General features: G+C 36.5%; 8 protein-coding genes. 3 read left to right on the top strand and 5 right to left on the bottom strand.

Annotated elements, in window-relative coordinates; all coding sequences use genetic code 11:
- Nucleotides 1–205 precede the first annotated feature (205 nt).
- The 3 genes from dapE to ACFINL_RS00705 form a co-directional block, all read right to left on the bottom strand.
- Nucleotides 206–1,378: a succinyl-diaminopimelate desuccinylase gene (gene dapE / locus ACFINL_RS00715; RefSeq protein WP_375649046.1), complete on the bottom strand. Its 1,173-nt coding sequence runs from the start codon at nt 1,376–1,378 to the stop codon at nt 206–208.
- A gap of 222 nt (nt 1,379–1,600) precedes the next feature.
- The gene (locus ACFINL_RS00710) at nt 1,601–2,347 is read right to left on the bottom strand and encodes a M48 family metallopeptidase (RefSeq protein WP_375649039.1); all 747 of its coding nucleotides are present in this window, start codon (nt 2,345–2,347) and stop codon (nt 1,601–1,603) included.
- Nucleotides 2,348–2,378: 31 nt separating this feature from the next.
- A complete protein-coding gene (locus ACFINL_RS00705; RefSeq protein WP_375611378.1) occupies nt 2,379–3,158 on the bottom strand; it encodes an alpha/beta hydrolase in 780 nt (259 codons plus the stop codon).
- 196 nt (nt 3,159–3,354) lie between these two features.
- Here ACFINL_RS00705 and infC point away from each other — a divergent pair, with 196 nt between their 5' ends.
- From infC to ACFINL_RS00690, 3 genes are all read left to right on the top strand, one after another.
- Nucleotides 3,355–3,873, top strand: a complete 519-nt coding sequence (gene infC / locus ACFINL_RS00700; RefSeq protein ID WP_375649031.1) for a translation initiation factor IF-3 — start codon at nt 3,355–3,357, stop codon at nt 3,871–3,873.
- 345 nt (nt 3,874–4,218) lie between these two features.
- Nucleotides 4,219–4,404, top strand: a complete 186-nt coding sequence (locus ACFINL_RS00695) for a hypothetical protein (protein ID WP_375649024.1) — start codon at nt 4,219–4,221, stop codon at nt 4,402–4,404.
- A 64-nt stretch (nt 4,405–4,468) separates the two neighbouring features.
- The gene (locus ACFINL_RS00690) at nt 4,469–6,235 is read left to right on the top strand and encodes an ABC transporter ATP-binding protein (RefSeq protein WP_375649017.1); all 1,767 of its coding nucleotides are present in this window, start codon (nt 4,469–4,471) and stop codon (nt 6,233–6,235) included.
- A 1,436-nt stretch (nt 6,236–7,671) separates the two neighbouring features.
- Here ACFINL_RS00690 and ACFINL_RS00685 read toward each other — a convergent pair.
- Both ACFINL_RS00685 and ACFINL_RS00680 read right to left on the bottom strand, forming a co-directional pair.
- A complete protein-coding gene (locus tag ACFINL_RS00685) occupies nt 7,672–12,330 on the bottom strand; it encodes a translocation/assembly module TamB domain-containing protein (protein ID WP_375649012.1) in 4,659 nt (1,552 codons plus the stop codon).
- Entirely contained in the window at nt 12,330–14,294 is a 1,965-nt protein-coding gene (locus ACFINL_RS00680) for an autotransporter assembly complex family protein (RefSeq protein WP_375611374.1), read from the bottom strand. Before ACFINL_RS00680 ends, ACFINL_RS00685 begins: the two co-directional genes overlap by 1 nt.
- Between the last annotated feature and the right edge of the window lie 408 nt (nt 14,295–14,702).

Here is a 14,702-nt window from a genome sequence, read left to right as displayed (position 1 = left end):
AAGCAGGTCTCTTTTGGCTTTTCAATTATGTAATTCACTTAACTTAAAGACTCTACAGGCAAGAATCCCAACTTAAGAATATTCATTACTTACTCTAAGACTACTTAATATATTAAGTCTTACGAGTCTCGTATCACCACACCATAAATGGCAATATCTTATGGCACAACAAGATAAAGGTATTTTTGAACCAGCAACCTTTTCTTTATGCAAAAAATTCAATAATAAAACGCTCATAAATAGTAGTAAGTGTTTCCATTGCATCAAGGGCTACACACTCATCTACCATATGCATCGTTTGCCCTGGTAAGCCAAATTCAATCACTGGGCAATAATCCTTAATAAATCGCGCATCTGAAGTACCACCAGAAGTGGAACATTCTGGTATATTCCCTGTTACACTTTTAATAGCATTGGATAAAGTTTGAATGAGTTTATCATTTTTGGTCAAAAAAACATCTCCTAAACTTGGAATCCATTCAAGCTGATAAGAGGGATATTGGTCACCATTGTTTTTTGATTGCACCAAAGCAAGACGCTTTTCAATTTCCTTCATCAGTGTTTCTTTTGTCCAAAGATCATTGTAGCGTATATTAAAATGAACTGTTGTCTGCGCTGGGATAACATTGACCGCTAAATTACCGGTATCGATGCTTGTTAGCTCTAGATTACTGGGTTGAAAATTCTCTGTCCCTTTATCTAAGACGATTTGTGTCAATGCTTGAATAAGCTTACTTGCCAAAGGCAAGGGATTAGCAGCCCGCTCTGGAAAAGCAACATGACCTTGACGACCCTTCACGGTAATGATACCAGAAATCGATCCGCGGCGACCGATTTTGATGACATCCCCAACAGTCTTTACACTTGTTGGTTCCCCCACAAGAGCCGCAGTCCATTTTTCGCCTTTTTTTTCTGCCCATTTGAGAAGTTTGACGGTACCATTAACAGCAGGTCCCTCTTCATCACCGGTAATCAAAAAACTTACCATTCCTTTAATGGGTCGTTTCTCAAGAACTCGCGCTAGCGCCGCAATAAAACAAGCGATTCCGCCCTTCATATCAACAGCACCCCGCCCATATAATTTCCCCTGATCTATGACAGCTTCAAAAGGTGAATAAGTCCAATCTTCCAATGCACCTGGTGGTACGACATCTGTATGACCCGCAAACATAAGATGGGGTCCTTCATTTCCCATTTTTGCATAAAGATTTTCAACATTATCTGTATTTTTATCCGTAAAAACAGGGCGATCGACGTGAAATCCCATTTTTTTCAAAAATTGTTCCAAAGTTGATAAAGCCCCTGCTTCATGAGGTGTAACAGAAGGACAACGAATAAGTGCCTGTAATAGCTGAAGTGGATCTGTAAGAACAGACATAAAAAACCTTCCCATTTTTTATAAGTCATCGGAACTTAAGGTTATTACGCTGAATTACAAAAAAGATAAAGAAAAAACATTGAAGACACTCAGCAAACCAAGCAGGGGAGAACAATCGTGCTGAGAGCTTCAATGGCTTCCTCATTATAAATGAGCAAGCACACACACAACAAAACACTCAACAAAAAGTTCCGTTAAATGTTGCCTTCATTTGAAAGTTTTTTACGCCTCTAAATTATATGAATCAAAATTAATTGCTTGCAATCTATGGGCATTTTCCTTCAACCAAGCACGGTACGTTTTACTATCAGGACATAGCTCTTCACAAAGAGCCCAAAATCTTGGTCCGTGATTCATTTCAACAAGATGAGCAACTTCATGAGCAACAACATATTCCACAACTTCTTTTGGTGCCATAACAAGGCGCCAAGAAAAAGAAAGACGCTTATCTATTGAACAAGATCCCCAACGACTTCTCGTATCTTTATAACAAATGGATTTGACTTTACGCTCTACCTGATGAGCATAATGTGCCACCAAAGGCGTTATAATAAGCGCCGCTTGTTTTTTCAAAACGTCAGCAATGCGTCTTGGGAGATATTCTAATTGACCATAAACAATAATTTCAGGCCCTTGCTCCGCATCTGCTGTAATGATTTCTGTTACCCCACGTCCCTCTCTATGCTTTATGGTATGAGAAACACCCAATAAGGGAATTGTCGCCCCCTCTTTGAGATAAGCATTTTTATGAGAGATTTGTACATGAGCAAGACGTGCCTCAATCCAAGATCGATGCTTTTCAATAAAATTTTCAACCGCATAGAGATTTATTGCTGGTGGTGTTGTTACACAAATCTCCTGACTTCTGGCATCAATACGTAAGGTAAGACGGCGCGCATACTTATTTTCCCGCACCCGTACAGGTACAGAGCGCTCAGAAAAAATAAAATGCTGTTTAGAAATGCTCATATATTTTTATCTTCATCAATAAATGTACCCCTTACTTTGCATTAATCTGATTAATAAAAGATCTCAATACTGTTTCAAGGCAATCTAAATCTTGTGGACGAGAAAAGCGATGATCCGCATCACGAACAAGTGTCAATGTTACATCATGGAGAGGTAAATGATCAAGTAAAGTCAATGTATGCTGATAGGGGATATCTTCATCTTCCATCCCTTGTAGAATATGGACTGGACATCCAACATCAATGCATCCTTTCATCACACAATTTTCGCGCCCATCTTCAATCAATGTTTTTGTAAAGGGCATTGGCTCTGTATCATCAACTGCAGGTCGTTCAATATAGCCTTTCTCCTCCAAAATCTTCCATTCTTCTGGGCCTAATTTTGGTTCCACCAATGTTTGTGTAAAATCAGGTGCTGGAGCAATCAATATCATGCCAGCAAGCTTCTTATTTTTCTGTGCTAGCATCATTGCAAGCCTTAGCGCAATCCACCCCCCCATAGAGGAACCAATCAAAATTTGTGGACCCTCACAATAGGTTTCAAAAGTCGCTAAACTTTCCTTAACCCAACGCGAAATTGTTCCTTGAAAAAAATCACCTTCAGATTCTCCATGTCCAGAATAATCAAAACGTAAACAAGACAAATCATTCTTCTGAGCAAACTGATCAACTAACGTTGCCTTACTTCCTAACATATCGGATTGATAGCCAGGAAGCCAAACCAAACCTGGAGATTGGCGCCCCTTGCGATAGCGTACTGCAAGTGCGGTGTTCTCAAATGAAAAAAACTGACAAGAAATATTTTGATCCATGATTTTTTATCCTCTATAAAACAATTTCTTTAAATTAAGAGAAAAACTTTTATAATCTAAATCATTCCAAAAAGTAATAAATCAAATAATGAAAATAACACGAATTATAGTTGTTTTTAGGTACATAATTGTATATTAAATTAACTGTAGTTGAATCAAAATTTAAGGAGCATAAACCATTCGTAAACCGTTTAAAATGACACCTACCCAAAAAGACGGACCACGTTCAAATCAGGATATTCGGGTACCTTATGTTCAGCTTATCAATGTTGAGGGACAACATCAGGGAGTTGTTGCGACACAAGAAGCTCTTGCTATGGCTGCAGATGCGGGACTTGATTTGGTTGAAATTGTACCAAATGCGGAGCCACCTGTATGTAAAATCATCGATTTGGGAAAATTAAAATATCAAACCCAAAAAAAAGCTGCTGAAACACGTAAGAAGCAAAAAGTCATCGAAATCAAAGAGATTAAGATGCGCCCAAATGTTGATGTCCATGATTATGGAGTCAAACTCAAGGCTGTTCATCGCTTTATTGATCATGGTGATAAAGTAAAGATTACTTTGCGTTTTCGTGGTCGTGAGATGGCTCACCAAGATCTTGGATTAAAGCTTCTTCAGCGTGTGAAAGAAGATACAAGTGAAATTGCCAAAATCGAATTGGAGCCAAAGCTTGAAGGCCGGCAAATGATGATGGTGATAGCACCTAAATAGTTTTGCATTGGAATAATATTCGCATGCAACGCATCAAAATGATGTGTATAGTATTATTTAGAAGCACCACATAGAATTTTTGTGGTGCTTTTAAGGTTTTATAAATGTGTATAAATCCTTTTAAAAGTTTAATAATGCTTGACCGATTTATAAGAAGAATTCGTTATTTTGCATATTAATGAGAAAGCTCAAACATCGTAAGGTCTTCTTATTTCAAGCTCTTTTATCATGCAATGCGGCAAAATTGTTTGCTTACACATCACAAATGGAGATGATACATAAAAATTATTAAAAAAGCAGAAATGTTTTTTGTGAGCCATTTCAAGTGCCAAAGGCTATCACAATATGGAAATTGGTAAATACAATAGTGAAACTCACCGGTATCTTTTATTGAAAACTAAAAATAATGATGAACAACGAATTTTCGTTATACCTTTTACAGAAACTTTGCACTACATTCTTCACTCTCACCGTCGTGAAATTGATGTAATGAACCTTGAAAGAAAAAGCTATTTTTGTAAAAAAGATTAAGGGGCTTTTTAATTAAGAGTGTTTCAATCTTGCATAAAATAATGAGAGAATATAGAAACTCTTCATGGCTAAAAAACAAATTTCCTCTTTTGATAAACATCTTATTATCCGTCTTTTGCGAGAAAATTTTCATAAACATGCGCGTTGGTACAGTGCAGCTATTTTCTCAATGATCATCATTTCTGGTACAACTGCAACTAGTGCATGGATGATGCGTGATGTTGTTAATCAGATTATTGATGCGCAAAATTTTCCTATGATCGTTTTGATTTCTAGCATCATTGCTTTTATCTTTATTCTCAAAGGAGTTGCAACTTTTTCCCAAACTTATTTTCTAAACAAAGCAGGCAATAGTATCATTGCTGAACAACAACGCAAAATTTTTGCCCGACTTATGGAACAAGGAGTCTCTTTTTATCATAATAACACTTCATCTGATCTTCTTGTTCGCGTAACTCATAACGCGACAGCCGTACGTAATATAATTGATACTATTATCACAACTTTTGTACGTGATTTGCTTTCCGTTAGTGGTTTGTTGCTTGTCATGTTTATTCAAAACTTTATATTAGTTGCCATTACTTTAATCGTAGGACCACTAGCTTTTTTAGGCGTTCGAATGGCTTTAAAACGCGTTCGCCGCCTTATGGAAAAAGAGCTCCTTTCACTTGGTGAAATTATAAAAATCGTACAGGAAACTGCTGTTGGTATTCGAGTCATTAAGGCTTTTTCACTAGAAGAAGTCATGAAGAAAAGAATGGACAAAGCCATTTGTGATGTTGAAAAACAAACAAATAATATTGCAACACTCGAAGCTATTACCAATCCAATTATGGAAACACTCACGGGTGTTGCCATTGCAGGTATTATTTGTTTTTCCGGTTATCTTGCAACCCAACGCGCAGGTGTTCAAGGTGAATTTATGTCCTTTATTGTTGCTTTACTTTTAGCTTATGAACCCGCAAAAAGACTAGCAAATGTACGTGTTAAAATTGAATCTGGCTTGGTCAATATCCGTACGATGTTTGAAATACTCGATTGTCCCCTTACAGTTGTAGAACATAAAGAAGCTAAAGATCTGAATAAAACGCAAGGAACTATTCGTTTCGAACATGTTTCTTTTGCATACACTAATAACAAAATGATATTGAAAGACATCAACCTAGAAATAGAAGCCGGAAAAATGACAGCATTGGTGGGACCATCCGGTTCGGGAAAATCAACCCTTATCAACCTTATTATGCGCCTCTATGACCCCACAAAAGGACGCATATTGATTAATGATCAAGACATTCGCTACACAACATTTCGCTCTCTGAGAAACCTGATGGCCTATGTAGGACAGGATACTTTTCTCTTTCAAGGAACTGTTAAATATAATATCGGGCTTGGAAAAGAAGGGGCTAGTGATGACGAAATTATCGAAGCAGCAAAAGCAGCAAATGCTCATGACTTTATTATGAGTTTGCCAAATGGTTATGATACACAGATAGGTGATAATGGCTGTAATCTTTCAGGGGGGCAAAAACAACGACTCGCTATCGCTAGAGCAATGATTCACGATAGTGAAATTCTGATTCTTGATGAAGCAACAAGTGCGCTCGATTCACACACCGAAGCACAAATTAATGAAGCCATTCACCACCTTACTAAAGGACGCACAACGATCATTATTGCTCATCGCCTTTCAACGATTGCTCGTGCTCACAAAATTGTGGTCATACAAAATGGACAACTGATTGAACAAGGTACTCAAAAAGAATTGCTAGCAAAAGAACATGGGTTTTATAAAAAACTTCATAATATCCAGTTCAAAAAACATACCCCCTAATTTCTAGATCCTTAAATAAGATTTGAAATAAAAAATGGATAGAAGGTAATGCTCCATTTATAAAAAAAGACTTGTTATCAAGAAAAAGCATTACTTCAATCAAGAAGTGGTAAAGAATTTATGGTTTATTGAAAATAAAATTCTTGGATTTAGATGAAAACTTTACTCGCTATTTTGTTGAATACAAAAGATAAGATGTAATTTGCTTATTGCAAATTTTCTTTATATTTATGATGAATCAATTAAAAGCGCTTGTTGTACGTCATAAGAGATATTGGTATATGCATAAAAACTCTTAAGATAAGCAATAAAAATACCTTTACACTTTCAAGTGAAAAGATTGTCAGCAACATGAAAAGCTGGAAAATAGAATGATAATGCCGGCTTATAGCTTTAGTAAATACTTATACCTTTATTAATAACGGTAGTGTAGATTTTATACCATTCATAAGAGATACTTTATACCATTTCACAAGCAATCTTATGAAATAGACTCAAGCGCACACTGAGAAATGTTCCTTTAAAACAAGTACATAAACTTGCAACACAATAATGTTATATTTTGGAGTATTCTGTTTGGGGAGCTATTCGTTATAAGAAAAGTGATCTTATTCCAGACACAATAAACAAAATCTAAAATAATAGGTAATTTTTATTATTAAAAAATATTGCTTTAAATGCGTTTGACAATAAAATCGATATCTTATGAATTCTCTGCTTGCCTCACGTTTTTGACGGTCTTTAATGGAATCATGTCCTTCACGTAAAAACAGAATGCCATTGTGTTGCAAATTCACGTACTTGTTTTAAAGAGACCTCTCTCAAAGTCTTCCCTAAGCCCATTCGCAATAACATTCGTGAATTGTATAACGATAAATCCATTAACCCCCTCTATCTTTACGCTTATGGAGTAACAAGCCGACACCACTCACACTATTCTGCCAGTCCCTAATGTTGCGACAGCTCTTAGCTCTCGAGATGATTCATAAGAGGCATTTTTAGTTATTTCTTAATAGTTTTATCCACACAGGATTCTCCGCTTGTAGCATACAAGCCGAATGATTTTGATTGATTCAATACGAAAGAGATTCGTACGATATTCAAAGTTCTAATTCAAGTTGAATAACAATAAATTATCTTTATAAATCAATATATTGCACACACTACATTCTTTAGGCAACAGCACGATATGGGCTTGAAAACAAGGTAAGGTATTTCTCTAAAATAAATATATAGCAGCAAAATAACATACTATCTTTCGTGAAGATTTTGTCCCTTTAGAGAATAGCATAACAAAAATCAAATATTTCAGATATATCTCTTCACGCCTCAACAAAAAGCTTCTTCTTTTATAGGATTTCTAGTCTATGCCTCCTTCCTCAGATTTAGAAATGAGAGACAAAAAACAAAGAAATTGTTTTTTTAAAATTCAATCTTTAATAATCTCTTTCATAAAAGAGACCTATACTAGAATTTTGTTCATTTCCTATGGCACCTTTAGCTTTGAGATGACGCGAAATATCTAAATTAATTGTCCCTTTCGTCGTTCCATCAGACCCTGCTTCAAAGCCCAAATAAATATTATTGTGTATGTAGCGTCCAATACGTAAGCCTGTATTCCCTTTCTCATTAACGATAACATCAAGATCATCAAGTCCAATTTTAGTTCGTAAAGTATTCAACAAAGATGTATTAGAACTACCTGCAAGATCAGCCGCTGCTGCTGCAAGTTGAGCAATCTGAAATGGTGATAATTCATTAAGAGAGCGTTTAAAAATCAAACGCGCCAAAATCTCATCCTGAGGCAAATTTGGTTGTGATGAAAAATTAATATCAAGATTATCAACCGTCCCACTTACAGTTACAGTGACGCGAATATCACCACTGTTATTGTTGGTTACAAAATAAACCGTAGGATTAAGATTACCACTAAAACTCGCTTGTCCTTGATCAAAATTAAGACGTTGCGACAAGATATCAAAACGTCCACGAATCATTCTAAATTCACCAACTGGATGCACATCATTCAATGGACCTGCTAGATTAATGCGTCCTCCCAGTTCAGCATCTAAGCCTTTTCCGCGTACAAAAAATTGATTGCGTGCTGTAATACGCATATTTGATAGCACGACAGATGAAGATTCTTGTGTAACTATACGGCTTTTGCTTTTGTTCGTGTTCTTAACATCAGCACGTTCAAGTGTTGTTTGAATCGATTTAGTTAAATTCTTATTTCTAACATCAAGAAACTTGGCATTTTTAAAATGATCAGGAACAAAAACTTCAGCTTTTTCAACGATGATATCACCACCAAGAACAAGACTATTTAAAAAATGACCTGTCATTGTCATCTCACCTGATAATGTTGCCAGAATCATAGAACCATCATTATAATTGGCATTATCAAGATGAAATATCAAATCTGTCTCTAGACCATTAGAGATACGACCTGAAGCAGAAATTCCTCCCCCCTCAAACGAAGAAGCTGAAGCTTTTTCTATAAGGATATGATCACCTTTCAATTTGCCTTCAATCGTTATATTATTTAATCCTACATTTGTTTGTGAATCAAAAAAGCTACCGTCGCCTATAGAAATATTTCCTATTAATTGTGGCTTTGATAATGACCCATTAAGAGCTGTATCAATTCTTGCTGTACCCGTTATATGTGCACCACGCTTAGCTAATAAGAGATTAACAAAATCAAGAGGCATTATCCCTTTAACGTTTAATTTTGCCTCTGAACCATTAAGAGATACAGGCCCATGGATGGAAAGATCTAATCCTTTATCTCCAGTAGCTATCATATTTTCAATATGAAATGTCGATTTTTTATAAGAACCACGAGCATTTATATTGATTGACATCGGTCCTTTATGCGTCATAGCGGTTAAATTTTGACTAGAAAGCTCAAAATGAGCAGATGGATCCTTCATTGTTCCACCAATATCAACTTTACCTATCACTGTCCCATCAAGCGCTTGTCCTGCAATAAAACCATTCGCCAAACGTGCAGATAAATTTTGCAAATTAATATGAAGATCAAGCGCATTTTTCTCTAGAGATACACGCCCCTGAGCTTGTGCTTGTACTCCTTCTCCTGTTAAATTTGCATTCAAAGTAAGATTTTGATCTACAGTGTTTCCCGTAGCAGAAAGAGAAAAAGGCATAATTTTTTTATCTTGAAAAGCAACGGTTGTCAGTCCCTCACCTTTTATATCGTAAGTTATATCAGGTTTTTTTAAATGACCACGAATCATAACCTGCCCTGTTACACTCCCTGCTGCACCAAGATCGGATTTCCACAAATTGACTAAAGTAGCAGGAAGGGCATTCATTGTAAGTTGTAAATTCAGGGTATCTTGAATATTTCCTGCTAAGATGATGTTGCCCCCATTTATTGCAATTCCTAATTCATTGATTGTCATTCCATCTTTATCAAAAGAAATTATAGATGGCTTCGGCAATGTTGCATGAAAAGTATGTTGTTTTAAGTCCACAGCTTCAATTTGCACTTCTCGTTTTATACTTTCTGGAAGTTCCTCAACCATTAAACGACCAGAAAGCCTTGCATTGAGAGTATCATGCAACATCGCCTGGACAGTAAAAACCGTTTGTCCATTATTCCTATCAGCGTGAGCATTTAAACGATTGACCATTACCAAAGGTGTTTGAATATGTTCTGCATTGATAACTCCTTCAAACTGAGTCATGCCAAAAGGATCGAATATGTCAGCATCTATTGCCAATTTTTTTATTTTATTCTTGGAAAAATTCAAATGGTTAACATGCGCCTTCACATTGGTTTTTTGTCTGCCATTTTGTTCATCAAAAATAAAATCTCCTTTTACTTTTCCACTACCATCCTGCAAAAATAACGCTGAAAGTACGGAAATATCATCGGCATCAATATGCAGCGCTCCTTTCAAAAAACCGCCAAGTTGTTGAGAAAGATCACCCGTTATTTTTGCACTTCCCCCTCTAATATCGATATTTTCAAGTTTTCGAATTTTATGAGAATCTTCAAAAGAGGCCGATAAATGCAAAGGTTTCTTAGCAAAAATTCCTTCACCCTTTACCACCCCTGTTAAAGAAGTAACTGGTGCTGTATTATCTACAAATGCATCTATGTTAAATGTTGTGTTTTGAAGTTTCTTCCCTACAATTAATGCTTCAGAAATATGGGCACGCGTATTTAGTTTTATATGGCTATTGCGCCCTCTCGCCGTACTTTGAATTGTAAGTGCACCGCTTATCTTTGAGTCTAATTTGGACAAATCAGATATTTGAGCAGATAGATCCATTTTAGCGCTTTCATCTGAAAAATAACCATTAGCCTCTATATTTGTATATTGATTTTTCAAATTAAAATGACGTAAAGTGAAGCCCTTTGTATTTCGAGCAGTGCCACCTGAAAGAGTAGTATTTCCTTTGAATAAACGATCAAAAGACTGCACGCCTATTTTCATATCGTCAGCCATTCCTGATAATTGGAGATCAAAAATGCCACTCAATAAACTGATCGTTCCTTTGGCTTTAATATCTGCATTACCAGAAAGTGATTGTTTACTGAACACTTCCAAAGGAGTTAATGTTTGAGCTTTTAAACCGAGATCGCCTTTAAAAACAAAATTCTCCATTGTCCCTTTTAACCAAGAAGAAAAACCCTGAGCCGTAACACTCAGATCATGAATCAAAATTGGTTTGTTCGAAACAATATCCGTATCTAAATGCACATGAACCGCTTGGCTTAAATTTTCTACTAACGCTCCCTTAATCTTTTTAACCCCTTGAAGCGTCCCTTTAACCTGAACACCAACATGACGAGAAGCTGCATTATCAAGATTTTCGCTTACTCCTCCCATATCAAAAATTGCATCGCGAATATAAATATTTTTATTGCTTAAATGATTTACAACCAACCGCCCATTCCAAGATTGTTGACCTTCGCGACCATAGTCAATGTTCAAAGCAAGAGTATTCGCAGGTTTTGGCACTTCTGATATAGGTAAATGAATAGACTCCTTTTCGTTATCAAGAGCCATTTTGCCATCAACAAAAAGCCGTCGCAAGAATCCATCAGCGGTTATTTCAGCATTGGCTATAACATTCATTGCTTTGTTCTGAATAACCATCTGATCAAGGTGTGTCACACCTTCTTTTGTTCTTCTTGCCTTTGCTTTTAATGTTATATCAGATTCGAAGAGACTACGATATTGAACAGGTATTAAAGGGCTCAGTGTTCCCTCTAATTTCGTAGAAAAACTCTGTCCTTCTGGAACACTTGCAAGAATAACATTACCATCTAAAATAGAATGATGATCGGACTCTAAAGAAAGTTTGATAACCAAATCATCAAAAGTACCATCACCTTTCACGACGAGACTTAATGCTGGACGTTGTTCAATGTTAAAAATATTCGCCAAAATACCATTTTGTGGTTCGTTAGCAGAAATATCAATTTGAGCTGTACGATTACTATCAGATATCTTGGTGAGAACAGAAAAAGAACCCGGTGCATCTAAACGATGCGCCGCTATATCGACATCAAAATTACCACCAGCCAAGGTGAAATTGCCTTTTAAGGACATATCAGCAGAAAAACCAAAAAGATTCTGTTCAAATGTCACATGTTGAGCTGTAAGCGTATTGATAGAAAGAGCAAGCGGTAATTTTGGTAAAGAGAATTTACCAGTCTCAAGGGAAGAAACAAAAGAAGAATTGCCTTGCGGTTTGCGTAAAAATGTAACCTGTTCTGCCGAAAGCTGGTTAATATCCATCCGCCCTCTCAGCAACGCTAGACGATTCCAATCCATTTTAGCATTGGTAATTTTAAGCCAAACCCCTTTTTTATCACTGACAGTAATAGTATCAATTGATGTTTGAGAAGACAGTGTCCCTTGCATATTGTGTAAACGAACTTGACGATTAGGCGCTGAAAGCTTTCGTTCAATTAAAGAAACAAACCATGAGCGATCATCTGTTTTCATTTCGCTAGAGGGAAGAATGTCTCCTCTTTGCGCAAAAACAAAACCACCCACCCCAAAAAACAAAAATACAAAGAAGAAAGCTGATAAACGTACACCTTTTTTCATTAAAATGCTTGCCCTATACCCACATAAAAACCAATGCGAGGGTCACCCTTCTCTCTCTTTAAAGGAAAGGCTAAATCAACGCGTAAAGGACCAAGACCCGTCATATAACGACCTCCTATACCGGCTCCCCATTTAATTTTTTGAGAAAAATCAAAATTCGCCTTTTTCCCTACTAAACCTCCATCAAGAAAACTGACAAACCCTATTTTATCATTTAAAGAAACACGCAATTCTGCTGACCCCTCAATAAGCGCCCGTCCACCAACAACCCCATCATTTTCTGTTTTGATACCAATATTACGGTAAGCATAACCACGAACAGAGCCCCCACCACCAGCAAAAAAAAGCGTATTTGCGGGTACTTGTGCTGTATCATTCCCAAGAATTGTACCAAGCTTTGCCCGCGCAGCAACAACAAAACGATCCCCTTCATCCAACGCCCAATAAGAACGACCTTCTGCTGTTACTTTTGCAACAAAGTTGCTAAAACGCATCTCATAAAAAGGCTCAATGAAAACTTCACCATATAAACCTTTTGTTGCATTAAACTTATTATTACGACTATCGTAAATCAAACCGCTAGGGAAACCGATTGTTGTAAAATTACGGCTCCCAAAATAGATATCACGTGAATAACCATTTGAAACTTCTACAGCAGCCTGTCCCGATAGATTACCATTAAAAATATGCGTAATACCTAATTTTCCTTTGATGGCTTTTGTCGTATAATTTTCTAAAACATCTTGTTGTATTTTTAATTCTGACCTGAAATCTGTATCTGGCGTGAGTACACCGGGCTTTACAAATGTAGCACCGAAAAGATAATCAAAATTTTTAAAATTATATGATTGCTTTTTATTGCTACCAACACCACTTATTTTTGTTTCAATTTTAAGAGTCTCTGCATGACCCAAAAGATTGTTATGCATCCAATAAGTCTCAAAACCAGCACCGTCTAAAGTTGAATAGCTACCGCCTACACCAAAACGACGCGGTTTACGTTCTTGTACAACAAGTGCAAGCGGTAAACTACCATCTAGATTAATAGTATCAGCCTCACGTATATTGATAGCACGAAAAACACCAAGGCGCGCAAGACGTTCATTTGCCTTAGCTAACGCATCAGAATCGTATATCTGCCCTGGTTTCAATCCGGTCATCCACGCGATATAAGCTGAATCTACACGTGGTTTCTTACTTATATTACGCACACTTAAAGGACCATAATAAGCCTTTTGTCCAGGAGCAACAACAATCCGTCCTTCAACACGCAACGCAGCATGGTCAGCCACGACCTCACTCTTCATAATTTTAGCTTTAGCATAACCTTGTTGCCGCCATCCTTCTATCGCCCATTTTTCTGCTTTCAAAATGGTTTCAGATTTAGCAATAGCCCCAAATTTATAGCCCAATTCTTCAATTGTGGGCATTTTATGCGCTTTACGTTTTTCAAACGGAGCTACTTTATCAATATTGGCAATACTAAAAACATATTGTGGACCAGCATTAATTGTAATAACGATATTCGATTGTGCTGGAAGTTGAGTTACCGGACTTAAATCAGCGACTTCTAAGCCATTAATTTTAATACTAATAACACCACCATAGCGTCCATCAGCATAAAGAGCAGAAAGAATTGCTCGATAATCTGAACGCGCCTTGGCGAGCAAACCAGAAGAACTGGCGGATGCTTTCTCTTTATCAGCAACAAGAGAAGAAACAGATTTAACTATTTTTATACCTTCTAATGGTGCACCTGGCGGTGCAACAACATCAACTTTATAAAATTTCTCTGTACTTTTGGTATAATGTGAAGAAGAATTTGTTTTCTTTTGACCAAAAAAAGGGATGCCGAAAAAATCAAATGCAGCAAGTGGCTGTGGAAAAGAAAAAGTAAAACACAAGCCTATAAATACACAGCGCACAGTCCCTGATTTTAACAAAATTCTTGTCTGGTATACCATAAAATCAGATACCTTATAATACACTTTGCATCTACTACGCTTTAAATAATATAAAAATAAGAAAGGTAAATATAATTACTTTGCACATTTTACACGTTTTATCACATCAAATAACACTCTGCGATACATAACGTTATCCTCCCCTTATATTTTCATAAAATTTTGCACTGTTGTATAACACGAACAGCCTCATTCTTTTTTTCTTAACATATTTATTTAGCTTATTATAAATGTTTTATTGCGTCCCATATCATCATGGTTAAATTTGTACAAATGACTTTCCATGGGAATGCTAAAAAACTGCCCACGTATATAGTTCTCTCTATAAAAAAAGCTATAGAGATGCTTCTTGATTTTTATAAATAGATATGATTGTCTCTACCAAGTCTAAAGGGGGAAAATAAATAA

The organism is Bartonella sp. AA78NXGY (genome assembly GCF_042197005.1).
Lineage (GTDB): Bacteria > Pseudomonadota > Alphaproteobacteria > Rhizobiales > Rhizobiaceae > Bartonella.
Note: the sequence above shows the minus strand (reverse complement) of the source record. Positions and strands in the feature narration are given on the sequence as shown.